This window comes from Janthinobacterium sp. GW821-FHT03C10 (assembly GCF_059420865.1).
Genome location: NZ_JBWKUN010000003.1, coordinates 39,702 through 62,798 on the forward strand (window position 1 = coordinate 39,702; position 23,097 = coordinate 62,798).

22 protein-coding genes are annotated in these 23,097 nt (G+C 63.9%); 14 read left to right on the forward strand and 8 right to left on the reverse strand.

Annotated elements, in window-relative coordinates; all coding sequences use genetic code 11:
- Positions 1-166: 166 nt before the first annotated feature.
- The gene (locus AC07VH_RS11380; RefSeq protein WP_494787927.1) at positions 167-1,078 is read right to left on the reverse strand and encodes a DMT family transporter; all 912 of its coding nucleotides are present in this window, start codon (positions 1,076-1,078) and stop codon (positions 167-169) included.
- A 134-nt stretch (positions 1,079-1,212) separates the two neighbouring features.
- On the opposite strand from AC07VH_RS11380, the gene AC07VH_RS11385 reads away from it, so the two are divergent.
- The 4 genes from AC07VH_RS11385 to AC07VH_RS11400 all read left to right on the forward strand — a co-directional run bounded on the left by AC07VH_RS11385 (position 1,213) and on the right by AC07VH_RS11400 (position 5,616).
- Positions 1,213-2,646, forward strand: coding sequence for an aminotransferase-like domain-containing protein (locus AC07VH_RS11385; protein WP_494787928.1), 1,434 nt, complete (start codon positions 1,213-1,215; stop codon positions 2,644-2,646).
- A gap of 89 nt (positions 2,647-2,735) precedes the next feature.
- Positions 2,736-4,655 carry a molecular chaperone HtpG gene (gene htpG, locus AC07VH_RS11390; protein ID WP_475413574.1) on the forward strand — a complete coding sequence of 640 codons (1,920 nt, stop codon included), beginning with the start codon at positions 2,736-2,738 and terminating at the stop codon, positions 4,653-4,655.
- A 209-nt stretch (positions 4,656-4,864) separates the two neighbouring features.
- Positions 4,865-5,254 (forward strand): hypothetical protein, encoded by a 390-nt coding sequence (locus AC07VH_RS11395; protein WP_494787929.1) that lies wholly within the window; start codon positions 4,865-4,867, stop codon positions 5,252-5,254.
- Entirely contained in the window at positions 5,251-5,616 is a 366-nt protein-coding gene (locus AC07VH_RS11400; protein ID WP_489628154.1) for a hypothetical protein, read from the forward strand. Before AC07VH_RS11395 ends, AC07VH_RS11400 begins: the two co-directional genes overlap by 4 nt.
- On the opposite strand, the gene AC07VH_RS11405 is transcribed toward AC07VH_RS11400, so the two are convergent.
- Positions 5,593-6,324: an alpha/beta fold hydrolase gene (locus tag AC07VH_RS11405; RefSeq protein WP_494787930.1), complete on the reverse strand. Its 732-nt coding sequence runs from the start codon at positions 6,322-6,324 to the stop codon at positions 5,593-5,595. The genes AC07VH_RS11400 and AC07VH_RS11405 overlap by 24 nt on opposite strands.
- Positions 6,325-6,467: 143 nt before the next feature.
- On the opposite strand from AC07VH_RS11405, the gene AC07VH_RS11410 reads away from it, so the two are divergent.
- Positions 6,468-7,505 carry a hypothetical protein gene (locus AC07VH_RS11410; RefSeq protein ID WP_494787931.1) on the forward strand — a complete coding sequence of 346 codons (1,038 nt, stop codon included), beginning with the start codon at positions 6,468-6,470 and terminating at the stop codon, positions 7,503-7,505.
- A 26-nt stretch (positions 7,506-7,531) separates the two neighbouring features.
- Here the strand turns inward: AC07VH_RS11410 and AC07VH_RS11415 are convergent, their stop codons facing one another.
- The 6 genes from AC07VH_RS11415 to kynU form a co-directional block, all read right to left on the reverse strand.
- Positions 7,532-8,557: a leucine-rich repeat domain-containing protein gene (locus tag AC07VH_RS11415; protein WP_494787932.1), complete on the reverse strand. Its 1,026-nt coding sequence runs from the start codon at positions 8,555-8,557 to the stop codon at positions 7,532-7,534.
- A 32-nt stretch (positions 8,558-8,589) separates the two neighbouring features.
- Positions 8,590-9,612 carry a leucine-rich repeat domain-containing protein gene (locus AC07VH_RS11420; protein ID WP_494787933.1) on the reverse strand — a complete coding sequence of 341 codons (1,023 nt, stop codon included), beginning with the start codon at positions 9,610-9,612 and terminating at the stop codon, positions 8,590-8,592.
- Between the two features lie 2 nt (positions 9,613-9,614).
- Positions 9,615-11,681: a hypothetical protein gene (locus tag AC07VH_RS11425; RefSeq protein WP_494787934.1), complete on the reverse strand. Its 2,067-nt coding sequence runs from the start codon at positions 11,679-11,681 to the stop codon at positions 9,615-9,617.
- A 103-nt stretch (positions 11,682-11,784) separates the two neighbouring features.
- Positions 11,785-12,330: an RBBP9/YdeN family alpha/beta hydrolase gene (locus AC07VH_RS11430; protein WP_494787935.1), complete on the reverse strand. Its 546-nt coding sequence runs from the start codon at positions 12,328-12,330 to the stop codon at positions 11,785-11,787.
- A 14-nt stretch (positions 12,331-12,344) separates the two neighbouring features.
- A complete protein-coding gene (kynA, locus tag AC07VH_RS11435; protein ID WP_475413566.1) occupies positions 12,345-13,232 on the reverse strand; it encodes a tryptophan 2,3-dioxygenase in 888 nt (295 codons plus the stop codon).
- 8 nt (positions 13,233-13,240) lie between these two features.
- Positions 13,241-14,491 carry a kynureninase gene (gene kynU, locus AC07VH_RS11440; RefSeq protein WP_494787936.1) on the reverse strand — a complete coding sequence of 417 codons (1,251 nt, stop codon included), beginning with the start codon at positions 14,489-14,491 and terminating at the stop codon, positions 13,241-13,243.
- A gap of 606 nt (positions 14,492-15,097) precedes the next feature.
- On the opposite strand from kynU, the gene flhD reads away from it, so the two are divergent.
- From flhD to AC07VH_RS11485, 9 genes are all read left to right on the forward strand, one after another.
- Positions 15,098-15,415, forward strand: a complete 318-nt coding sequence (gene flhD, locus AC07VH_RS11445) for a flagellar transcriptional regulator FlhD (RefSeq protein WP_010396649.1) — start codon at positions 15,098-15,100, stop codon at positions 15,413-15,415.
- A 149-nt stretch (positions 15,416-15,564) separates the two neighbouring features.
- Positions 15,565-16,128, forward strand: coding sequence for a flagellar transcriptional regulator FlhC (gene flhC, locus AC07VH_RS11450; RefSeq protein ID WP_152282605.1), 564 nt, complete (start codon positions 15,565-15,567; stop codon positions 16,126-16,128).
- Positions 16,129-16,237: 109 nt separating this feature from the next.
- Positions 16,238-16,999 carry an SAM-dependent methyltransferase gene (locus AC07VH_RS11455; protein ID WP_489628148.1) on the forward strand — a complete coding sequence of 254 codons (762 nt, stop codon included), beginning with the start codon at positions 16,238-16,240 and terminating at the stop codon, positions 16,997-16,999.
- Positions 17,000-17,218: 219 nt separating this feature from the next.
- Complete coding sequence (gene motA / locus AC07VH_RS11460) at positions 17,219-18,079, forward strand: flagellar motor stator protein MotA (protein ID WP_034758373.1); 861 nt, start codon at positions 17,219-17,221, stop codon at positions 18,077-18,079.
- Positions 18,080-18,137: 58 nt separating this feature from the next.
- The gene (motB, locus tag AC07VH_RS11465) at positions 18,138-19,115 is read left to right on the forward strand and encodes a flagellar motor protein MotB (RefSeq protein ID WP_475413563.1); all 978 of its coding nucleotides are present in this window, start codon (positions 18,138-18,140) and stop codon (positions 19,113-19,115) included.
- A gap of 46 nt (positions 19,116-19,161) precedes the next feature.
- Entirely contained in the window at positions 19,162-19,710 is a 549-nt protein-coding gene (locus AC07VH_RS11470) for a hypothetical protein (RefSeq protein WP_034758366.1), read from the forward strand.
- An 83-nt stretch (positions 19,711-19,793) separates the two neighbouring features.
- Positions 19,794-20,159 (forward strand): response regulator, encoded by a 366-nt coding sequence (locus AC07VH_RS11475; protein WP_034758362.1) that lies wholly within the window; start codon positions 19,794-19,796, stop codon positions 20,157-20,159.
- A 43-nt stretch (positions 20,160-20,202) separates the two neighbouring features.
- A complete protein-coding gene (cheA, locus tag AC07VH_RS11480) occupies positions 20,203-22,404 on the forward strand; it encodes a chemotaxis protein CheA (protein ID WP_494787938.1) in 2,202 nt (733 codons plus the stop codon).
- A 30-nt stretch (positions 22,405-22,434) separates the two neighbouring features.
- Positions 22,435-22,941 (forward strand): chemotaxis protein CheW, encoded by a 507-nt coding sequence (locus AC07VH_RS11485; protein ID WP_034758356.1) that lies wholly within the window; start codon positions 22,435-22,437, stop codon positions 22,939-22,941.
- Positions 22,942-23,097: the final 156 nt, after the last annotated feature.

Consider the following 23,097-nt stretch of genomic DNA (forward strand, 5'->3'; position numbering starts at 1 on the left):
CAGAAGATGCCGAGCTGCGCCGGCTGGATTTGTTGGCCCGCTTGTGGCGGTGCGTGCGCAAGCGGCGCCGGATAGGCGCCGCCATGGTGCTGCGGTATTGTACGGCTTGCACGCCGCCGTGCCCATCCGCACGCGCAACGGCGTTGCAAATGGGCGTCAAGGAACCTTACTTCAGCTTGCGTCCGATGGCCACGACGGCGATCACGGCGCCGGCAAACAGCAGGCTTTCACCCGTCAATGGCTCGTGCAGCAGCACGGCCGCGCCCACCAGGGTGAGGAAGGGCTGCAGCAGCTGCGTCTGGCCCACGCGGGCCACACCGCCCAGCGCCATGCCCCGGTACCAGAAGAAAAAGCCGATAAACATGGAAAACACGGAGATATACGTAAAGCCCAGCCAGGCGGCGCCGCTGGCCTGCGCCATCAGCGCGCGCTGCGGCCAGGCGTTCCACAGCGTCACGGGCAAGACAAAAGGCACGGCCAGCAGCAGCGCCCAGGAAATCACGTGCTGGCCCGGCATGGCCTGCGCCAGGCGTCCGCCTTCCGCGTAGCCGAGGGCGCCGAGCAGCACGGCGGCGAACATCAGCCAGTCGGCCAGGTGGAAGCTGCCGCCGCCCTGGCGCAGCGCGAACGCCACCACCAGCGCAGTGCCGAGCAGGGCCATCAGCCAGAAGCCCGGGGACGGACGTTCCTTGCCGCGCATTACGGCAAACACGGCGGTCGCCAGCGGCAGGATGCCGACCAGCACGGCGCCGTGCGAGGCGGGCAGGCTGCGCATGGCGATCGACGTCAGCCAGGGAAAACCCAGCACGCAGCCCAGCGACACGAGCGCCAGCGGCAGCCATTGTTCGCGGCGCGGCAGCGGCGCGCGCTGCTGCCATAGCCACAGGCCGGCCAGGCCGGCGGCCACGAGGGCGCGGCCCAGGGCGACAAAGGTGGGATCGAGTTCGGCCACCGCCAGGCGCGTAAACGGCAGGGTCAGGCTGAAGAGGGCGACGGCGATGAGGCCCAGCAGCTGGCCCTTGCGGTCGGCGCCGAGGCGCAGGGGAGAAGTGGGGGAGGTGGCGGCGTGCGATGGCATGGCTGTCCTGGTACGGGTGGCATGGGTAAATAAAGCGGGGTGGATCAATCCGCCCCGTGCTGCTATCCTAGAGGTGAATAGCAATACAGTACAAATACACTTCCACGCATAATTTCACATACTGTCATGGTCATATGAGCAATACACCCGCCTTGCCGTCCCGGCCCTTGCTGTCGCGCGCCTCGGGCGAAACCCTGATCGACCAGATCGCGCGTTCGCTGGCGGCGCGCATCGACGACAAGCTGCTGCGCGGTGGCGCGCGCATGCCCTCGATCCGCCAGTGCGCCGCCAGCCTGGACGTGTCGTGCGCCACGGTGGTGGCCAGCTACGACAAGCTGGTGGCGCGCGGCTACCTGGAATCGCGGCGCGGCGCCGGCTTTTTCGTGCGCGAGCGCTCGCCGCTGAACACGCCGGCGCCGCCCGTCGGCGCGCAGGACGCGGCGGCACAGCCGATGGACGTCGTTTGGCTGATCCGTAACATGTTCCGCCAGACGCCGGCCATCCCCGCGCCCGGCACCGGCATGCTGCCCGCCGAGTGGCTCGATGGCGAGCTGGTGGCGCGTGCCTTGCGCGACGTCAGCCGCCAGCCGGGCAGCCTGCTGCTCGGGTACGGATCGCCGCAGGGCTTTCTGCCGCTGCGCCAGCAGTTGCAGCTGAAGCTGGCCGGCCTGGAAATCGCCTGTCCGCCCGAGCAGATCGTCACCACAGTGGGCGTGATGCAGGCGCTGGACCTGGTGGCGCGTGAGTTTGCCCGCCCCGGCGACACCATTTTCGTCGACGATCCCGCGTATTGGCTGATGTTCGGCGCCTTTGCCGCCATGGGCATGCACGTCATCGGCATCCCGCGCTTGCAGGACGGCCCCGATATCGCCGTGCTGGCCGAGCTGGCGGCGCTGCACCGCCCCAAGCTGTACGTGATCAATTCGGTGCTGCACAACCCCAGCTCGACGTCGCTGTCGGCCGCCAAGGCGTTCCAGGTGCTGCGCCTGGCCGAACAGCACGATTTCCTCATCGTCGAGGATGACATTTATTGCGACATGCACCCGGGCGGCGCGGTGCAGGCGGCCACCCGCCTGGCCGCGCTGGACCAGCTGCGCCGCGTGATTTACCTGGGCGGCTTTTCCAAGAGCCTGTCGGCCAACCTGCGCGTGGGCTTCATCGCCACCTCACCGGAATGGGCGCAGCGGCTGGCCGACCGCAAGATGCTGGCCACGCTCACCACCAGCGACATCGGCGAGCGCGTGGTGTACAAAATCCTCTCGCAAGGGCTGTACCGCAAGCATGCGGAGCGCCTGCGCGCGCGGCTCGACAAGGTGCGCGAGGGCACGTACCGCCGCGCCGAGCGGGCCGGCCTGCGCTTCGATCCCGCGCCGGCTGGCATGTTCATCTGGGCCGATGCGGGCTGCGACACGAATGTGCTGGCCGAGAAGGCGCTGGCCGAAGGCCTGGTGCTGGGGCCGGGCAGCCTGTTCTCGCCGCGCCAGCTGCCGTCGACCCGCATGCGCCTGAACCTGGCCACCGTGCAGGACCAGCGCGTCTGGGACTTTTTCGGCCGCGCGCTGGGATAAGACACGGTGTGAAACGGGAGCCCTTGAAATCGCTTATATAATCCCCAACTTCATCAAATCCGTCCCATCCACAAGACTATGAGGTAAAAATGGCTGTCTCCGAAAAGCAAACCCTGGGTTTTCAGACCGAAGTGAAGCAAATGCTGCACCTGATGATCCATTCGCTGTACTCGAACAAGGAAATCTTCCTGCGCGAATTGATCTCGAACGCGTCCGACGCGGCCGACAAATTGCGCTTCGAAGCGATCGATAACGACGCCCTGTACGGCAACGATCACGAATTGAAGATCAAGGTCAGCTTCGACAAGGATGCGCGCACCATCACCATTTCCGACAACGGCATCGGCATGACCCGCGACGAGGCGATCTCGCACCTGGGCACCATCGCCAAGTCGGGCACCAAGGAATTCTTCGGCAAGCTGTCGGGCGACCAGCAGCAGGACGCGGCCCTGATCGGCCAGTTCGGCGTGGGCTTCTATTCGGGCTTCATCGTCGCCGACAAGATCACCGTCGAAACGCGCCGCGCCGGCGTGGACGCTTCCGAAGGCGTGCGCTGGGAGTCGGCCGGCGAAGGCGATTACAGCATCGAGAGCATCGACAAGCCGTCGCGCGGCACGGACATCATCCTGCACCTGCGCGAAGGCGAGGACGAATTGCTGTCGAGCTGGAAGATCAAGTCCATCATCCGCAAATACTCGGACCATATCTCGCTGCCGATCGTGATGCGGAAGGAAGAGTGGGACGACGAGAAAAAAGAAACCGTCCTGAAAGACGAATTCGAAACCGTCAACCAGGCCAGCGCCCTGTGGGCCCGCAACAAGGCCGACATCACGCCGGAACAGTACGACGAATTTTACAAGCACGTGTCGCACGACTTCCAGTCGCCGCTGACGCACACGCACAACCGCGTGGAAGGCCGCAGCGAATACACGCAGCTGCTGTACATCCCGGCCAAGGCGCCGTTCGACATGTGGGACCGCAACAAGCGCGGCGGCATCAAGCTGTACGTCAAGCGCGTCTTCATCATGGACGATGCCGAGCAGCTGATGCCGACCTATCTGCGCTTCGTGCGCGGGGTGATCGACTCTGCCGATCTGCCACTGAACGTGTCGCGCGAAATCCTGCAGGAATCGCGCGACGTCAAGGTCATCCGCGAAGGCTCGACCAAACGCGTGCTGGGCATGCTGGAAGAACTGGCGAACGCGGACGAGCAGGACAAGAAGGACAAGTACGCCGTCTTCTGGAAGGAATTCGGCCAGGTGCTGAAAGAGGGCATCGGCGAAGACGCGGCCAACAAGGAGCGCCTGGCCAAGCTGCTGCGCTTTGCCTCGACGGCCAACGACAGCGACGGGCAAATCACTTCGTTCGCCGACTACGTGGCGCGCATGAAGGAAGGCCAGGACAAGATCTATTACGTCACGGCCGACAACTACGCCGCAGCGAAAAACAGTCCGCACCTGGAAATCTTCCGCAAGAAGGGCGTCGAAGTGCTGCTGCTGACGGACCGCGTCGATGAATGGATGCTGTCCTTCCTGCAGGATTTCGAAGGCAAGGAACTGGTCTCCGTCGCCAAGGGCGGCCTGGACCTGGGCGCGCTGGAAGACGAGGCGGAAAAGAAAGAGCACGAAGAAACGGAAACCTCGTACGCCGACCTGGTGGGCAAGATGAAGACCGTGCTGGCCGACAAGGCCAAGGACGTGCGCGTGACGTTCCGCCTGACCGATTCGCCAGCCTGCCTGGTGGCCGATGAAAACGAATTGTCGGGCAACCTGCTGCGCATGCTGAAGGCGGCGGGCCAGAGCGCGCCGGAATCGAAGCCGATCTTGGAAATCAACCCGAACCACCCGCTGGTGACGCGTCTGAAATACGAGGACGCGGAAGGCGGCAAGTTCGGCGACTGGGCCAACATCCTGTTCGACCAGGCCATGCTGGCCGAAGGCGGTTCGCTGGCCGACCCGGCCAGCTTCGTCAAGCGCCTGAACGAATTGCTGCTCAATACGGCGAAGTAAACGCTGCAATGTACGTAGGTCGGATTAGCGGGGCCGCCGAGGCCAAGCGTAATCCGACAGCCGCAGCGGCGACTGATGCAGCGAAGCCGGCCCTTTCGTCATGAAAGGGCCGGCTTTTTTTATGCTACAGTGCGCGATTATTTTATTTTATGGAAATAGCAATGGCGCATTGCCCGGCATGTGACAGTTCCAACATTCAACGCCTCTCCATGGTGCATGCCTCCGGCATTTCCGGCACCTCTACCCATATCTCGGGCAGGATCGATGGTGATTTCATCCACGGTCATGCGCATACGCGCAGCCAGACCTTGTTGTCGCGCCAGACCGCCGGGCCGACGATGCAGACCCACCAGAAGGTAGGGCTGATCGTGTTGGGCGTGATCATTTTTGTCATCGCCGCCGTCATCTTTTACCAGGCTGGCGCAAATGGCCTGTTCTGGATCTTCGTGGCAGGGGGTGTCGTCTCCGTCGCCTTGTCGCAAACGTCCTTCGTCGCCAATTGGGACAAGGAGGCCGCCGCCTTGCAGGATAAATATGCGCGTACCTTCATGTGCCATGCCTGCGGCCACCGCTTCATTCCTGTACTCAAGCAACCGTGAAAATCCGCCTGATGGCCGGCCTGGGCGCGCACGCGCTGGGCTGCCTGCTGTTTATTGTATTGAGCTGGCTGGGTTTTTACCTGTACACGCAGCTGTTCGGCAGCCTCGGCTCGCGCGGCGTGGCCGGCGGCCTGGCCCTGCTGCTGGTGTTTTATGTGTATGCGGGCACGAATCTGCTGCTGGCGCTGCTGCCGCCCGGCAGGGTGAAACCGCTGCTGTGCGCCGTACTGGGCGCGGCCGTGCTGGCGTATCTGCTGCCCCAGCATCCACTGCGGGCCATCTACTTCAGCGTGCTGTCGGGCGGCTTGAGCTGGCTGGCCGTGCTGGCCAGCGCGCGCTTAAGCGGGTATTTGCGGGGCTGACAGGCTTGTAATAAAAGCGGCCACCGCATCGGCGGCCGCTTCCGGCGCCGCCTGCAGCAGCATGTGCGGCGCGGCGATGTCGACCAGTTGCGCGCCCGCTGCCTGCCGCAGTATCTGCACGGCGTTCGCCGGCGGCACCAGGCGGTCGTGGCGGCCACGCAGATACAGCACGGGCAGGCTGCCGCGCACAAACGCCTGCGTGGCGTCGGCATCGATCACGGCGCGCAGGCGCTGGCGCAGCACGCTGGGCGGCACTTGCGCCAGCGCCGCGGCCAGTTCGGCCTGCAACTCCGGCGTGGCGCATGGCGCGAGCAGCGCCTGGCGCAGGGCGAAGCCGGGCAGGGCGCCAAAGGGCACCAGGCCGAGCAGGTGGCGCAGCGGCGCCAGCATCGGGCGCGGATTGCGCACGAACGAACAGCACAGGACCAGGGCGCGCATGCCGGGCGGCGGATCGGCGCGCAGGGCGGCCCCCAGCGGCCCCGAAAACGATTCGGCCAGCACGACGAACGGGCGGCCCTGCGGCAAGCGCGCGCGCACGAATGCTTCCAGCGCTGCGTAATCGAGTGGCGCGGCCGGATAGGCGATGGCCAGGGTATCGAGGGGGGCCTGCGCGCGCAAGGCGGCGTCAAAGCGGTCGAATAGCCGGGCCGTGCCATCCATGCCGGGCAGGAGGACAAGCAGGGGCGAGGCGTGGGTTGGTGTCGTCATTGCGGTCATCATAGCAGCCGCGCCGGCATATGCGCCGTCCGCCAGCCGCACGGCGTGGGCGCTGGCACCATGCTAGAATCGCCGGCGCGCCATGCGTGGCCAGCGGCCACTGGTGGCGGCCAAATCCCCCGACAGACAGAATCATGCATATCATCTTTTCGAATTACCGTACCCTGGGCGGCGCCTTGCTGGCAGCGGCCTGCGTCCTTTCCCAGCCCGCCCGCGCCACGGCGGCGCCCTCGGCGCCGGCCGGGAAAAGCCTGTCCGCCCTGCTGGCCGGCGGCCCCTTGCCGCGCCTGAGCGAAGCCCCGCAAGTGCGCGCGGCCCTGTTCGATTTCTTCGGCTACGCGCGCGGCAGCTACACGGAGGACGATGAACTGCTGCTGGCGCAGGCGCTCGAGGCGATCAGCGAAAAGCGCGACGCCACGCGCACCGTGCTGGCCGATGGCCGCCAGTTGCTGGCGTCGATGAACGACCGCAAGCAGGGGCGCGAACGGGGCGCCATGCTGCTCGACAAGCGCGGCGTCATCATCGCCTTTGGCCTGGTCAACGGACATTGCCGCCTCGAGGGCCAGCCGCTGGCGAAAGTCTGCAATCCCGATCCGAATGCCGTGCTGACGGTATTCCACCGCAAGGGCATGCTGGTCGGGGATGCGGCGCCCTTGCTGGCCTGGGCCCGGCAATTGCCGCCCATGCTGGCGCTGATCGCGGGCGACAAGGAAGCGGGCGCCGACGGGCAGAAGATCGCCAGCGTCGAATACGTGCTGGCGCAGCCGGCCCTGCCGGGCTGGAACCGCGCCCAGCTGCCGCCCGCCTACCCGCCGGCGCTGCTGCCGCTGCTGCTCGATAAATCGACGGTGCTGACGTCGGCCGGCGCCGGCGTGTTTGCCTATCCGCTCACGCTCAAGGGCAAGAAACAGACCAATGTGCTGGACCATGCCGAAGGCCGCCCGCCGCGCGACCTGGAAGTGGCGCTGCGCAGCTATGCCAGTTTCGACACGGTGGTCGAGCGCTACCGCCAGTTGGCCAAGGGCGCCAGGCTGCAGCGCAATGAGCGCACGGCCTACCTCGATGGCGACATGGGACAGGGCAGCTACCGCGTCTACATCCGCAACACGGGCGCGGACGGCGTGATGATCGACGTGGCGCTGTGGCAGCGCAGGCTGGCGGCCAGCCGCTGATTTCAGCGTTGCTGTCAGAGCTGTTGTCAGTAGTAGGGCGCCATGGCGTAACCGAGTTGCGTCAATTGCGCGCGGATTGCGTCGTCGCGCTTTTTTGCTCCCGTCGAAAAACTCAGCTGCTTTAATGCGGCCGGCATGCTCGCGGCCAGCAGCGCATCGATATCGAGCCGCGTCATGTGCACGGCCAGCGCCTGTAGCGCAGGCAAGCCCGCGAGGCCGCTCAGGTGCTCGATGGCCTTGCAATTGCGCAGAACCAGCCATGCCAGCGCCGGGTTGGCGCCCAGCCGTACTTCCTTCACCTGGCTCTGGTCTTCCACCGACAGCCGCTCAAGTTGCGGAAAGCGGCCGATGTCGCCCAGGTCTTCCAGTCCGCGCACGCGCGCCACTTCAAGCTCCCGCAGCCGCGGCGCCGTGACGTGGGCGATCGATGTCCGCCCTCCCAGGATAAAGCACAGCCGCTCCAGCGCCGGCATGGCGCCGATGAAGTCCACGTCATCCTTGCTTTTGATCTGCGCCAGCGTCAACTTTGCCAGCGTTGGCACGGCGGTGATTGCCTCGATGTTTTTCGCGTGGCCGGCAGTATGCAGCTGCGTCAGCCGCTTCCAGTGCCGCAGCGGCGCCAGGTCGATATGCGCCCTGGCCGTTGGCTCCAGGCTCAGGGATTCCAGGCCGCGCAGGTTGTCCAGCGCCAGGATGTCGCCTTCGGCCAGGTGATGCACGCCCAGGCACAGGCGCTTCAAGTGGCTCAGGCCGCCCAGCTGCTCCAGGTGGATGGCGCGCATGTGGCAATCGAGCGACAGGTTGACGGCATGCGGCAGCGCGCGCAGCACGCGGGCGTCGAAAGGCCGGGTACTGGCGCCAAAGAAGCGGATCTCCAGCGCCGTTCCGCAAGTGGAGGCCAGCGCATCGAGGCTGGCCAGCAGCGGCGCCGGCAGGCGGTCCTGCGTGAATTGAATGACCACCTGTTCGCCCTGGTCTATGCACGCGCGGATGGCGGCGGCATCGATGTGGGCCGGTTGATGGATGCGTTCCTGCACGGGTGGCTGGTACATGGGCGGGTTCCGGAGGGGGAATGGAATGCTGCTTACGGGCGGGGCGTGGCGTAGCCATGCTCCGCCAGCTGCGCGGCGATGGCGTCGTCGCGTGTTTTCCTGCCGGTGCGCAGGCGCGCATGCGTGAGGGATGCGGGCAAGCCATGCGCCAGCAACGCGTCGATGTCGAGCATGGTCTCGGATGCCGACAACTGGCGCAGGGCGGGCAAGGCGGCGAGGCCGGGCAGGCTGTCGAGCGTCTTGCAGGTGTGCAGATTCAGGCGCTCGAGCACGGAATTGGGCCCCAGCGCGATCTGCCGCAGCTTGATCTGGTCTTCCACCCATAGCGCCTGCAGCAGCGGGAAACGGCCGATGTCGCCCAGCGTTTCCAGGCCGCGCACGCGTATCACTTCCAGTTTCCTCAATAGCGGCGCCTCGATGTCCGCGATCGATGCGCGGCCGCCCAGCTGCAACAGCAGCTTGTCCAGGCGGTTCATCTCCGAGATGAAATCGAGCGCCACCTTGTTCTTGATGCGGTACAGCGACAGCTCGTGCAGCGCCGGCAGGCTGGCCAGGGTCTCGATGTGCTGGTGGTGGCCTTCGATGGTCAGGCAGGTCAGGTGCGCATACTGGCGCAGGGGCGCCAGATCGATATTGTTCCTGGCCGACTCGCCCAGGTTCAGGTATTCGAGGGCGCGCAAATTGTCCAGTTGCAGGATGTCGCCTTGCGCCAGCTCGTACACGCCCAGGCTCAGGCGCTTCAGGTGCCGCAGTTCGCCCAGCGCTTCCAGGTGGATGGCTTGCCGGTGGCAATCGATGGACAGGCTGGCCACATGCGGCAGCGCGCGCAGGATGCGGGCATCGAACACCCTCGGGTCGTAGCCGTAGATGCGGATGGTCAGCGCCGTGCCGCAAGTGGCGGCCAGGGCGTCGAGGTCGGCCAGCAGCGGCGCCGGCTCGGCCAGGGTATTGAACTGCACCAGCACCTCTTGGCCGCCCGCGATGGCGGCGCGGATCGCCCCGGCATCGATGCGCTCGGGATTCTGGATGCGCTGCGGCTGTCTTGTTTGCGTCATCGTCACAGTCCTATCGGGTAGTCGACCTTCCTGGGGGGAGGGCAGCCTTCCGGCCCCGGGAACGTCTGCTTGCCCGTGTCGTCGTAGCGCTTGCCGCATTCGACGAGCACGCGCTTGCGGAAGGTGTAGATGCTGGCCACCTTGCCATTCGGGTGGTAGCAGATATTGTCGCCATCGCGGTCGGCCGAAGCGTAGCTGATCATGGTCTGGCCATTCACCGTGCGCGTGCTGTGGCCGCTGCGCGGCTCCGTGCATTTGAGCTGGCCGCTTTCGTAATACGCGTTGACGACGGAAGTGTCGGCGGCGCGGTCGACCAGCAGTTCATCCTTGCGCTTGCCGTTCGGGTAGTTCGAATAGCCTTCCTGGCGCTGGCCGTACTGGAAGGCGTAATAGTACTGCGGCTTGCCGTCCGGGTAGTACATGTGGTGGTACTCGCACACGTCGTCGCGCGTGCTGCCGTACTCCTTGAAGGTGCAGCGGTGGATGTCGTTGAACAGCTGGCCGTCCTCATAGTATTCGCGCAGGTGCGTGAGCAGGCGTCCCTGGTCGACGACGGCCAGGCGTTCCGGCTTGCCGTTCGGGTAGTAGCGCGCATCGAGGCCCTGCTTCTTGCCGTTGTCCCACAAGGTGTCGAGGCGCAGGATCTTGCCGCTGTCGTCGAACGCCTGTTCCCGCCCATCGAGCTGGCCGTTGCGGTAGGTGGCCGTGTAGACCACGTATTCCTTGCCGGCCGGGCCCAGATAGCGCGTGCGGCTGCCATCGAGCACGCCCGCCTGGTAATGGTCGCGCTGGCGCAGCGCGCCTTGCGCATCCGTGTCCAGGGCCTCACCCTGTTTTTTGCCTTTCACAAAAGCGACGCTTTGCGTGGCCTTGTCCTTGAGCTTGAGCGTCCACGGGCCGTCGCGCAAACCGTCGATAAAGCTGCCGTCGCCGTCTTCCGTGATCCACGCGCCATGGCGCGCGCCGTTGACGTAGTTACCGCGCGTGCGCAGCTTGCCGCCCATGCGGCGTTCGTGCGGGCCGTTCAGCTGGCCATCCGCGTAGGTGTCGAAGCCCGTCACTTCCTCTTCATCGGCATAGTTGACGACCGTCCAGCGGCCTTCCCGCTTGCCGGCCCGGTACATGCCGCTCTCGCTCTGTTTGGGATAATTGAAGTACCACATGCCTTCTTGCAGGCCATTGACGAAATGGCCTTTTTCGCTGCCTTCATGCATGCCCTCGCGCACCCACAGGCCCTGGCGCTTGCCTTTCACGTACTGGCCCCGCTCGACCACCGAGCCGTCGTCCCAGGCCAGACTGTAGATGACGGACGGACCGTCTTCGCTGCCCGTGAACTGCTGCGGCGCCGTTTCCCACGTCACTTGCCACAGGCGGTAATTGGGCAGGATGCCGGCGCCCGCATCGCTGTACAGCGTGTAGCTGGCGGTGAGAAAACGCTCGCCTTTTTTCTGGAAGGTTTTCTTGTAGGTGATGGCGTCCTTGCCGCCGGGCGCCACAGGCTTGCCTTCGTCGCTGTAGTAGCCGACGATGCTGCCTTGCGTATGGTCGATGGCGTCGAAGTCCGCATTGCCGCTCTTGCCGCGCGCGACGCTGTAGTCCATCGGCGCCAGTTTCGCCAGCGCGGCCTTGACCTGGCCCGCGTTGGGAGCGGCGCTTTGCGCCACGATGCGGTTCAGGGCCGGCTGCAAGCCGTCGAGGCGCCGGTACTTGCCGGAGCTGCGGTGGTAGCGGTAGGCGCGCAAGCCGTTCCTGTCGCCCTGGCGGAACAGCACCAGCATGGTTTGCACGCTGGTGTCCGATTCCTTGTCCAGCGACGCATAGAAGACGGAGCGGATGACGGCATTGCCGAACTGGTCGAGCAGGAAGGTTTTCGAAGCGCTGTTCGTGCACTCGCAGTAATAGCCGTTGACGCCGTCTTTTTCCTTGAGGAAGGCGATGTCGAGGCCGCTGTCTTGCGAGGCGCTGATGGCGGGATGGGCGAGACTCTTGCCTTCGTAGAAGGGCGCGCCGTGGGCTAGCGCGGAGCAGAGCAGCAAGGGCAGGAGAGCGGGCAAGAACGGACGTTTCATCGTAAGGCTGGCGCCGGGGCGCCGCAATGGAAAGGCCACGATTCTGCCTGCGTTCTTACTTGTGGGCAAATGCGCGCACGCGTATCGTGTGCGCGCCTGTGGTTCAGGGCTGGTGCGCGGCGCAGAAGTCCAGCAGCAGCTGTTCGCCGTCCGGCCAGGGACCGTAGCCCGCATCGCCGTTGATATGGCCGGCGTCGCCGATCATGGTGAAATCGCTGCCCCAGGCGGCGGCAAATGCGCGCGCCCGCGCGAAGCTGACGTAGGGATCATCGCCGCTGGCCACCACCAGGCTGGGAAACGGCAAGGCTTGCAGCGGCATCGGTGCAAAGCCCGTGGTGCCGGCGGGGTAGGAGGGCGCTTCCACGTCGCTGGGGGCGACGAGGAAGGCGCCGGCGATCCTGTGCGGCGAGCCGCTGGCCGCCCAGTGGGCCACCAGCGTGCAGGCCAGGCTGTGCGCCGCCAGCACGGGCGCTCGCTCGCAGGCGGCGATGGCACGGTCGAGCTCCGCCACCCATTCGTCCTTGTCCGGCGTCTGCCATTCCCCGTGCTGCACGCGCGACCATTGCGGGTGGCGCGCTTCCCAATGGGTTTGCCAGTGCTGCGGCCCGGAATTCCACAGGCCGGCCAGGGTCAGGACGAGAGGCGACATCGATGCTCCTTAGGTTATAACTCCGTGCGCAGGGCGAACAACTCCGGGAACAATACCACGTCGAGCATCTTGCGCAAATAGCTGACGCCCGCCGTGCCGCCCGTGCCCGTCTTGAAGCCGATGATGCGCTCGACCGTCGTCACGTGGCGGAAGCGCCAGAAGCGGAAGGCCGTTTCCAGGTCGACCAGCTTTTCGGCCAGCTCGTACAGGGCCCAGTGTTTCGACGGGTCGCGGTAGACTTCCAGCCAGGCCGCCTTGACGGAGGCGTCGGAGGCGGTCGGCAGGGTCCAGTCGGCGTCCAGGCGTTCGGGGGCGATGGGCAGGCCGCTGCGCGCCAGCAGCTTGATGGCTTCGTCGTAGACGGACGGCGCGCGCAGGGCGGCGTCGAGCACCTTGTAGGTGTCGGGAGCCGTCGTATGCACGTTGAGCAGGGCCGCGTTCTTGTTCCCCAAAATGAATTCGATCTCGCGGTACTGGAAGGACTGGAAGCCGGACGAGGCGCCCAGGTAGGGACGGATGGCCGTGTATTCGGGCGGCGTCATGGTGGCCAGCACGTCCCAGGCATGGACCAGCTGGTCCATGATGCGCGCCACGCGGGCCAGCATTTTAAACGCGGGCGCCAGGTCGCCGCTTTGCAGGTTGGCGCGCACGGCGTGCATTTCGTGCAGCATCAGCTTCATCCACAATTCGCTCGTCTGGTGCTGCACGATGAACAGCATCTCGTTGTGGTTGGGGGAGAGCGGATGCTGGGCCGTCAGGATGCGGTCCAGCGCCAGGTAGTTGCCGTAGCTCATCGATTCGCTGAAGTCCATCTGCGCGCCATGCCACTGCGCATCCTGGCCGCCGGCATGCATGGGGCAGCCGCTGGTGTTTTCCTTGTTCATATTCTTGTCGTCGCTCATGGGATGGGTCAGGTGACGGCATCGCGCTTGGCGGCGATGTCGTAGGCTAGTGTGTCGAGGATGTCGCGCAGGATTTCCACGGCATCCCACACCTCGGTAAAACTCGTGTACAGGGGCGTGAAGCCGAAGCGCATGATGGCCGGCTCGCGGTAGTCGCCGATCACGCCGCGCGCGATCAGCGCCTGCATCACGGCATAACCGTGCGGGTGCGTGAAGCTGACCTGGCTGCCGCGCCGCGCATGCTCGCGCGGCGTGACGAGGCCCAGCGGATGGCTGGCGCAGCGCTGTTCCACCAGCGCGATGAACAGATCCGTCAGGGCCAGCGACTTGCGGCGGATGGCTTCCATGCTGGTTTGCGCAAAGATATCGAGGCCGCATTCGACCAGGGCCAGCGAGACGATCGGCTGCGTGCCGCACAGGGCGCGGGCGATGCCGTCGGCAGGCGCGAAGCCCGGGTCCATGGCGAACGGCGTGGCGTGTCCCCACCAGCCGGACAGCGGCTGGCGGAGGCGCGCCTGGTGTTTTGCCGGCACCCAGATGAAGGCGGGCGAGCCGGGGCCGCCGTTCAGGTATTTATAGGTGCAGCCGACGGCCAGGTCGGCGCCGGCGCCGTTCAGGTCCAGCGGCACGGCGCCGGCCGAATGGGCCAGGTCCCACAGCGCCAGCGCGCCCTGCGCGTGGCAATGGCTGCTGATGGCGGCCATGTCGTGCTGGTAGCCGGTGCGGTAGTTCACGTGCGTGAGCATGGCGACGGCGCAATCGGCATCGATGGCTTGCGCCAGTTCGTCCGGGCTGTCGACCAGGCGCAGCTGGTAGCCCCGGTCGAGCCAGGCGGCCAGGCCTTGCGCCATGTACAGATCGGTGGGGAAGTTGCTGCGTTCGCTGACGATGACGCGCCGCGCGGCCTGCGCGGGATCGCCGGCCTGCATCTGCAGGGCGGCGGCCAGCGCCTTGAACAGGTTGACGGAGGTGGTGTCGGTGATCACCACTTCGCCCGTGCCGGCGCCCAGCAGCGGCGCCAGGCGGTCGCCCAGGCGCTTGGGCAGGTCGAACCAGCCGGCCGTATTCCAGCTGCGGATCAGGTCCGTGCCCCATTCGGCCGTGATGACGTGCTGGGCGCGGGCCAGCGCCGCTTTCGGCCGCGCGCCCAGGGAATTGCCGTCGAGGTAAATCACGCCTTGCGGCAAATCGAATTGCTGGCGCAGGGGCGCCAGGGGATCGTCGAGGTCGCGCGCGCTGCAGTCATGTCGAGAAATCATGGTGGCTTTCATGTTGATACTTGTCTCAATGGCACGATATTGCTTGAAGCTTAAAGTATTGTGCGGAAGCAGGCAGTGTAGCAAATCCACGCCGGAAAGCGGAATTTCCAGCCTGGCTGCAGCGCGAAAAGTGCCTGCCTGCGGGGCGTCAACGAAAAAAATCACGATTTTTAAAAATATTTTCAAATCGCCCTAAAGTTTTGCCAGGCGCCGCCGTCAACGATTACATGAACGGTGTCAATCCGGCCGAAAAAGAATGCGGGTCTTTGAAATATTTTTCAAAAAAGCCCTAAAGTTCCTGCCAAGGCAGCCGTTATCTAGGTAGACAGGCTTGATTCTGATCAAGTTGTTGTAAAAAAGTGATATTTTTTACAGGCCAAAAGTCGGGTAATCCCGTCGCAGAGCCATGCACCCACATCCGCGCCGTTACTGGCGTGCGACCATGATCGAGCAGTGTTTGTCAGACAAACACCTACGGTCCCATCCGCCATTCCCCGACCAAAAATACAGCGCTGCGCCTCTGTTGCGTTTAATGTTGCTCCTGCAGAATGTATCTCACTGGCAACAAACAATGCTGGCTGAATTCAACGGATTGAGGAGATGGAAATGACTGCTAACGACATGATGGCTGAGATTCGCGACGCTAACCTGAGCTACCTGATGCTGGCGCAGCAAATGATTCGTGCGGACAAGGTAACGGCCATCTTCCGTTTGGGCATTGCCGCCGACATCGCCGAATTGATCGAAGGCATGAGCAATGCGCAGATCCTGAAGCTCGCTGGCGGCAACATGATGCTGGCCCGCTTCCGCTTCGACGACAGCGCCATCCTGGGCATGCTGACGAACTACAATAAAGACCGCTCGCTGGCCCAGTCGCACGCTGCCATCCTGATGGCCGGCCAGGGCGTCGAAGAAATCGCTTAAGGTTCCCATCAAAACGTCCATGGCTGCGTTGCATTGCCTCGCCGTACATTCGTACTGTCTTCGGCAACGCGCCTTGCCCTGAACATTTTGCCGGCAATCTTTTAGTCAGTATCAGTTAGTCAGTATCAGTCAGTCGCGGAGCACACAGCATGGCCAAGAAAAGTGTCGTATCGGAAGCGCAGGAAATCCAGTTGGCCATCGAATTGATACAGCTGGGCGCACGCCTGCAACTGCTGGAGACGGAAGTCTCGCTGTCGCGCGAACGCCTGCTGAATCTGTACAAGGAATTGAAGGGCGTCTCGCCGCCCAAGGGCATGCTGCCGTTTTCCACCGACTGGTTCCTCACCTGGCAACCGAATATCCATTCCTCGCTGTTCATCAACATCCACAAATTCCTCATCGACCACGCGGGCGCCACCGGCATCGAAGCCGTGATGAAGGCGTATAAGCTGTATCTGGAGCAGATGCCGCCCGAAGCGGGCGAAGAACCGCTGCTGTCGCTGACGCGGGCCTGGACCCTGGTGCGCTTTTTCAGCAGCAAGATGCTGGACATGGCGCCCTGCGGCAAGTGCGGCGGCAAGTTTGTCGTCAACTGCCTCGACCTGAACGCCGATTATGTGTGCGGCCTGTGCCACATGCCTTCGCGCGCCGGCAAGACCAAGAAGGCGCGCGATGAGGCGGCCGCTGTCGCGCCGCCCGGCGTCGTCGCCTGATCCTGCTTCAAGAATAGCCTCAGTGAAAACCGGAGCGGTCGCCAGACCGGACTCCGGTTTTTTCATGGTGCTTTCGCTTACACTGGCGTTTTCCTCCGATGGCTGTCCCATGCTGCAACAAATCCTGCGCGCACCCGCGCTCAAGGCGATCCTGATCCAGGCGCTGGCCTTTCCCTTGATGTTGCTATCGGTATATGGCCTGGCGCGCGCCGGCGCGACCATGCCGCTGCCGGCCGTGGCGCTGGTGCAGGGCGTGCTGGCGGCGCTTCTTACCTGGCGCGCGGGTCTGGCGCGCTGGTGGTGCGCCATCGGCCTGCTGTTTGCGCCCGCCTTGCTGGGCGCCAGCCTGCTCGATTTGCCTCCGGGCGTATTCCTGGCGGCGTTCGTTTTCCTGTTGAGCCTGTACTGGTCCACATTCCGTACGCAAGTGCCGTTTTATCCGTCGGGGCCGAAGGTGTGGCAGGCGGTGGCCGAGCTGATCGCGGACCGGCCCGGCGTGCGGCTGGTCGATATCGGCAGCGGCCTGGGCGGCCTGGTGCTGGACCTGGCGCGGCGCCGGCCCGACGGGCAGTTTTCCGGCATCGAACTGGCGCCGCTGCCGTGGCTGGCCAGCCGCTTGCGCGCGCGGCTGGCGGGTAGCCGCGCGCGCTTCCTGCGCGGCGACTACGAAGGACTCGACTTCGGCCGCTACGATGCCGTGTTTGCCTACCTGTCGCCGGCGGCGATGGCGGCCCTGTGGATCAAGGCGGAAAGGGAGATGTTGCCCGGTAGCATGCTTATTAGTTACGAATTCCGGATCGCCGCGCGCGAGCCCGATAAGACCATCGCCGCCACAGAGGGTGGCCCTTTGCTTTACATATGGTGCTTTTAAGCAATTGTCTGCGTTATTTGCTTGCCCGGAGGGCAATCTCACGTTATTGTAGTTCCACACGGCATTTTCTCGGAATTGCATTGAAAAGCAGCACATTTCAATTAACTTCCGGTTACTTTTTTTGCCGCTGTCCTTGCCGGCGGCGCAGCCGCCAGAAGACGGAAACAGGTTTGAACATGCCGGGCGCACAGCCTCGGCCATTATTGGGAGTCAGGGCACTTGTTAGTCATAATCGGATACATCATCGTCTGCGCCTCGGTCTTTGGCGGCTTCGCAATGGCCGGCGGCCATCTGGCGGCGCTGTTCCAGCCGCTGGAGTTGCTGATGATCGGCGGCGCCGCCCTGGGCGCCTTCCTTGTTGGTAACAATAACAAGGCCATCAAGGCGACGATCGCCGCCTTGCCCAGCCTGTTCAAGGGCTCGCGCTATACCAAAGAGCTGTACATGGAACTGATGTCGCTGTTGTTCGAAGTGCTCAGCAAGGTGCGCAAGGAAGGCTTGATGTCGATCGAAGGCGATATCGACAAGCCGGAAGAGAGCCCGCTGTTTTCCAAATACCCGGCCGTGCTGGCCGACCATCACATCGTCGAATTCATGACCGATTACCTGCGCCTGATGGTGTCGGGCAATATGGATGCGTTCCAGATCGAAAACCTGATGGACAACGAAATCGAGACGCACCATCATGAAGGCGCCGTGCCGGCCCACGTGATCGCCAAGGTGGGCGACGGCTTGCCCGCGTTCGGTATCGTCGCCGCCGTGATGGGCGTGGTGCACACGATGGAATCGGTGGGCATACCGCCGGCCGAGCTGGGCATGCTGATCGCGCACGCGCTGGTCGGCACCTTCCTCGGCATCTTGCTGGCCTATGGTTTCGTCGGCCCGCTGGCCAGCCTGCTGGAGCAGAAGCTGGAAGAGTCGAGCAAGATGTTCCAGTGCGTGAAAGTGACCCTGCTGGCCAGCCTGAACGGCTATGCGCCGGCGCTGGCCGTGGAGTTCGGCCGCAAGGTGCTGTTCTCGACCGAGCGCCCGACGTTCAATGAGCTGGAAGACCACATCAAGAAATCGAAAACGAAGTAAGCAGTGAATATACGCCTGGACACCATGAGTCATTTGCAGCACACGGAAGGGGGACGCCATGGCCGATGAAGGCATGCGCCCGATTATCGTCAAGCGTATCAAGAAGACGGCTGGCGGGCACCATGGCGGGGCGTGGAAAATCGCCTACGCCGACTTTGTCACGGCCATGATGGCCTTCTTCCTGCTGATGTGGCTGCTCGGCTCCACCTCGAAGGGCGACTTGAACGGCATTTCCGAATTCTTCAAGACACCGTTGAAAGTGGCCATGGCGGGCGGCTCCGGCAGCGGCGAAAGCAATTCCGTGATCCAGGGCGGCGGCCAGGACCTGTCGCGCCAGGATGGGCAGGTCCGCAAGGCGCAGGAAGAGCAGCAGCGCAAATCGTTCGACCTCAATTCCGCCAAGGCCGCGCTCGAGCGCGAGGAAGGCAAGCGCCTGCAGGCGCTCAAGGCGCGCATCGAAGCGACCATCGACGCCAACCCCCTGCTGAAAAAATACAAGAACCAGTTGCTGCTCGATATCACCAGCGAAGGCTTGCGCATCCAGATCGTCGACGAGCAGAACCGTCCGATGTTTGCGCTCGCCAATGCGAACCTGCAACCGTACACCAAGGAAATCCTGCACGCCATCGGCTCCGTGCTCAATGAAGTGCCGAACCGCATCGGCCTGTCCGGGCATACGGATTCGACGCCCTACATGAGCGATGCCGGCTACAGCAACTGGGAATTGTCGGCCGACCGCGCGAATGCGTCGCGGCGCGAACTGGTGATCGGCGGCATGAAGGAAGAAAAGGTCTTGCGCGTGGTGGGCCTGGGTTCGGCCGCGCACCTGGACAAGCTCGATCCCTTCAATCCGATCAACCGGCGCATCAGCATCATCGTCATGAACAAGCGCACGGAAGAAAATGTCCTGCGCGATGGCGCGGCGATCGAATTGCCGGTGACCGATGCCGCTTCCGCCGCTGTCGCTTCCGGGCTGGCGGCCGGCGCGCCGCCCGCGGCGGCGCCAGTCCCCGCCCCGGCAGCGGCGAAAAAATAACACGCAAGGCTGTCGACGCGTGGTGTATTGAAACAATGAGACCTTTATGACAAGAAAGAAAATACTTGGCTCGCATGTAAAGCGCCTGCTGTCTGGCGTGTCGGACCATGGCCGCAAGCACTTGACGGAGGTGGAAACCGACCTGGTGCAGACCGGCATCTTGCTGGAAGAGGCGATCGAGAAGCTGTCCTTCAATTTCATGGCGATACACGCAGCCGTCGCTGCGCAGCAAGACACGATCGCCTTGCTGCTCGACGGCGGTATTCCTGCCGAGCAGCAGCGGGAAAAACTGCTGGCCTTGCAGGATGAGGTGGGGGGCTATGTGAATGCCGCCATCACCAGCCTGCAGTTCCAGGACATGACCAGCCAGCTGATCGAGCGCACCTTGAAGCGCGTGACGGGCTTGCGCGAGTTCCTCGGGACCCTGGGCGAGCATGGTGCGGAGATGTTGCCGGAGAGCGACAATGAAGAAATTGTCGCCTTGCTGGGGCGGGTCAGCATGGCGCTGGCGATTCAAAGCCTGGAGTTGCGCAGCGTGCTGCGCAAGGCTGTCAGTCAACAGCATTTGGAAAGCGGCGACATCGAGCTGTTCTAGCATGCCAGTGCGGAGCGCTTGTGGTTGCATGGATTGATTAATCAAATACTCGGGCAGGATGCCCGGAATAAGTGGGAGCAAAGATGGCCAAAACGATACTTGCAGTGGACGATTCCAGCTCATTGCGCCAGATGGTGGCGTTCAGCCTGAAAGCCGCCGGTTACCAGGTGGTGGAGGCCGTCGACGGTCAGGATGGACTGGAAAAAGCCAAGCTGCAAACCGTGGACCTGGTATTGACGGACCAGAACATGCCGCGCATGGATGGCCTGGAGCTGATCAAGCTGCTGCGCGAACTGCCGACCTACCAGAAGGTACCCATCCTGATGCTGACGACGGAGTCGTCGGACGAGATGAAATCGAAGGGACGTGCCGCCGGCGCCAATGGCTGGCTGGTCAAGCCGTTCGATCCGCAACGCCTGATCGAAGTGGTCAAGAAGGTGATCGGCTGATGCCAGCCGCGCAGCACAACGATGCAATTGACGGAGTCACCCTATGACCATCGATATTAGCCAGTTTTTTCAGGTCTTTTTCGATGAGGCCGAAGAACTGCTGGCTGAAAAAGAACGGCTGCTGCTGGCCGTTGATATTGCGGCGCCCGACGCCGAAGATCTGAATGCCATTTTCCGCACCGCCCACTCGATCAAGGGCGGCGCATCGACGTTCGGCCTCTCCGACATGAGCGAGGTGACGCACATCCTCGAGTCGCTGCTCGACCGCATCCGCCAGGGCCAGATGGCCCTGACGGCGGAACACGTCGACGCCTTCTTGGCGGCCAAGGATATCCTCAAGATGCAGCTCGACGGCCATCGCCTGGGCAGCGCCGTCGACCAGGATGCCGTGGCCAACGTGCGCATGATGCTGCAGTCGTTCTCGCAGGACGTGCCGGTGGCCGCGCTCACGCCCGTCGCGCCAGCTTTCCATACGGCGGAAAAGGCCGCCGTCAGCCATGCCGGCGGCCATCGCATCCGCCTGGAGCTGCCGGCCATGGAGCCGCGCGAAGTCGATGCGCTGGCGGCCGAACTGGGCTTGCTGGGCGACGTCGCCGTATCCAGCCTGCCCGACGCGCGCAAGGTGCTGGAAGTGACGACGCATGAAAGCCTGGACGATATCCTGGCCATCTGCTCGTTCGTGCTCAATCCCGACGACATGGTGATCACGCAGGCGCCGCCGCTGGCGCCGGGCGAAGCCGATGCGGCCCGCGCGGCGCAGGAAAAGGCCCAGGGCTACGGTTTCTTCGACCCGCTGCCAGGCGCGCCTGCGGCACAGGGCGCGACGGACCCCGGCTATGGCTTCTTCCAGCCGATCGAGGATATCCGGGCCGCCGCCGGCGTGCAGAGCGACGCCGAACAGGGCTACGGTTTCTTCCAGCCGCTCGAACAGATCCGCGCCGACGCCGCCAAGGCGGGCAGCGCCAGCGCCGCCGCCGCGCCGGCCGTGGCGAGCGTTGTGGCCGAAGCGGAGCAGGAAAAGAAACCGGCCAAGAAAGAGGGCGACAAGGCCGGCGCCGAATCGTCGTCGATCCGCGTCTCGATCGAGAAAGTCGACCAGCTGATCAACCTGGTGGGCGAGCTGGTGATCACGCAGGCGATGATCGAGCAGCGCGCCAGCGCGCTCGACCCGATGCTGCATGAAAAACTGCTCGACAGCGTCAGCCACCTGACGCGCAATACGCGCGACTTGCAGGAAGCGGTGATGTCGATCCGCATGATGCCGATGGATTTCGTCTTTTCGCGCTTCCCGCGCATGGTGCGCGACCTGGCCACCAAGTTGGGCAAGAAGGTCGATTTCATCACGAATGGCGCCGCCACGGAACTGGACAAGGGTCTCATCGAGCGCATCGTCGATCCGCTCACGCACCTGGTGCGCAACAGCATCGACCATGGCGTGGAAATGCCGGCCGCCCGCGTGGCAGCCGGCAAGACCGAGGCGGGACGTCTGTTCCTCTCGGCCAGCCACCAGGGCGGCAACATCATCATCGAAGTGTCCGATGACGGCGCGGGACTGAACCGCGAGCGCATCCTGGCCAAGGCCGCGCAGCAGGGCCTGGACGTGTCCGAGTCGATGAGCGACGCCGACGTGTGGCAGCTGATTTTCGCGCCCGGCTTTTCCACCGCCGAAGCCGTGACCGACGTGTCGGGCCGCGGCGTGGGCATGGATGTCGTCAAGCGCAATATCAGCGCCATGGGCGGCGTCGTCGACATCCGTTCGGCCAAGGGTTTCGGCACGACGATTTCCATTTCGCTGCCGCTGACCCTGGCCATCCTGGACGGCATGTCGATCCGCGTCGGCGACGAAGTGTATATTTTACCGCTGGGTTTTGTCATCGAATCCCTGCAGCCGGCCGTTGAGGACATCAAGGACATCAGTGGCAAGGGGCAGGTGGTGAAAGTGCGCGGCGAATACCTGCCCTTGATTCCGCTGTACCAGATGTTCGACATCGCGCCGCGCTTTACCAGTCCCTCGGAAGGCATCTGCGTGATCCTCGAGACGGAAGGGCGCAAGGCGGCCCTGTTTGTCGACGACCTGGTGGGGCAGCAGCAGGTCGTGGTGAAAAACCTCGAATCGAATTACCGCAAGGTGGTGGGCATTTCCGGCGCCACCATCCTGGGCGATGGCGGCGTGTCGCTGATTCTCGATGTCGCCGCCCTGATCCGTTCCTCTCGCCAGCTGGCCGACGAGTCCATTTTTTCGTAATACCGATAGATAAAGATAGGAAAACGCACCATGTCAGATACTCAACAAACATCCGGAAGCAATGCGGGCGACGGCAAGGACATCGCCGGCCGTGAATTCCTGGCCTTCACCCTGGGCTCCGAAGAGTACGGCATCGATATCCTGAAGGTCCAGGAGATCCGTGGTTACGAAGCGGTCACCCGCATCGCCAACGCGCCTGAATTCATCAAGGGCGTGATCAACCTGCGCGGCATCATCATCCCCGTGGTCGACATGCGCATCAAGTTCAACCTGGGCACGCCCGTGTACGACCAGTTCACGGTGGTGATCATCCTGAACATCGGCGGCCGCATCGTCGGCATGGTGGTCGACAGCGTTTCCGACGTCACCACCCTGACGCCGGAGCAGGTCAAGCCGGCGCCGGAAATGGGCACCGCCTTCTCGACCGACTACATGATCGGCCTGGGCACCATCGACGAGCGCATGCTGATCCTGGTCGACATCGACAAGCTGATGTCGAGCAGCGAGATGGGCCTGATCGACAAGCTGGCGGCGTAAGCTGCAGCATGGCGGCGCGCGGTGCGCCGCCGTTTTACCACGCAAAGAATCACTACAGATATGCATGTACCGGCGCGGGAAAGTAATCCTCGGGAAATTATTGTGAATTTATGACGAACAGAACCGGATGCTGTGCAAGGCGCCCGCAGCGACGCA

What these genes read in the sequence shown, in the direction of transcription:
- kynU (WP_494787936.1), bottom strand. Translation starts at nt 14,491, where the DNA reads ATGATTTCTCGACATGACTGCAGCGCGCGCGACCTCGACGATCCCCTG.
- AC07VH_RS11385 (WP_494787928.1), top strand. Translation starts at nt 1,213, where the DNA reads ATGAGCAATACACCCGCCTTGCCGTCCCGGCCCTTGCTGTCGCGCGCC.
- AC07VH_RS11470 (WP_034758366.1), top strand. Translation starts at nt 19,162, where the DNA reads ATGACAAGAAAGAAAATACTTGGCTCGCATGTAAAGCGCCTGCTGTCT.
- cheA (WP_494787938.1), top strand. Translation starts at nt 20,203, where the DNA reads ATGACCATCGATATTAGCCAGTTTTTTCAGGTCTTTTTCGATGAGGCC.
- AC07VH_RS11475 (WP_034758362.1), top strand. Translation starts at nt 19,794, where the DNA reads ATGGCCAAAACGATACTTGCAGTGGACGATTCCAGCTCATTGCGCCAG.
- kynA (WP_475413566.1), bottom strand. Translation starts at nt 13,232, where the DNA reads ATGAGCGACGACAAGAATATGAACAAGGAAAACACCAGCGGCTGCCCC.
- motB (WP_475413563.1), top strand. Translation starts at nt 18,138, where the DNA reads ATGGCCGATGAAGGCATGCGCCCGATTATCGTCAAGCGTATCAAGAAG.
- AC07VH_RS11395 (WP_494787929.1), top strand. Translation starts at nt 4,865, where the DNA reads ATGGTGCATGCCTCCGGCATTTCCGGCACCTCTACCCATATCTCGGGC.
- AC07VH_RS11430 (WP_494787935.1), bottom strand. Translation starts at nt 12,330, where the DNA reads ATGTCGCCTCTCGTCCTGACCCTGGCCGGCCTGTGGAATTCCGGGCCG.
- flhC (WP_152282605.1), top strand. Translation starts at nt 15,565, where the DNA reads ATGGCCAAGAAAAGTGTCGTATCGGAAGCGCAGGAAATCCAGTTGGCC.
- AC07VH_RS11410 (WP_494787931.1), top strand. Translation starts at nt 6,468, where the DNA reads ATGCATATCATCTTTTCGAATTACCGTACCCTGGGCGGCGCCTTGCTG.
- AC07VH_RS11485 (WP_034758356.1), top strand. Translation starts at nt 22,435, where the DNA reads ATGTCAGATACTCAACAAACATCCGGAAGCAATGCGGGCGACGGCAAG.
- AC07VH_RS11405 (WP_494787930.1), bottom strand. Translation starts at nt 6,324, where the DNA reads ATGACGACACCAACCCACGCCTCGCCCCTGCTTGTCCTCCTGCCCGGC.
- AC07VH_RS11425 (WP_494787934.1), bottom strand. Translation starts at nt 11,681, where the DNA reads ATGAAACGTCCGTTCTTGCCCGCTCTCCTGCCCTTGCTGCTCTGCTCC.
- flhD (WP_010396649.1), top strand. Translation starts at nt 15,098, where the DNA reads ATGACTGCTAACGACATGATGGCTGAGATTCGCGACGCTAACCTGAGC.
- AC07VH_RS11420 (WP_494787933.1), bottom strand. Translation starts at nt 9,612, where the DNA reads ATGACGCAAACAAGACAGCCGCAGCGCATCCAGAATCCCGAGCGCATC.
- htpG (WP_475413574.1), top strand. Translation starts at nt 2,736, where the DNA reads ATGGCTGTCTCCGAAAAGCAAACCCTGGGTTTTCAGACCGAAGTGAAG.
- AC07VH_RS11455 (WP_489628148.1), top strand. Translation starts at nt 16,238, where the DNA reads ATGCTGCAACAAATCCTGCGCGCACCCGCGCTCAAGGCGATCCTGATC.
- AC07VH_RS11415 (WP_494787932.1), bottom strand. Translation starts at nt 8,557, where the DNA reads ATGTACCAGCCACCCGTGCAGGAACGCATCCATCAACCGGCCCACATC.
- AC07VH_RS11380 (WP_494787927.1), bottom strand. Translation starts at nt 1,078, where the DNA reads ATGCCATCGCACGCCGCCACCTCCCCCACTTCTCCCCTGCGCCTCGGC.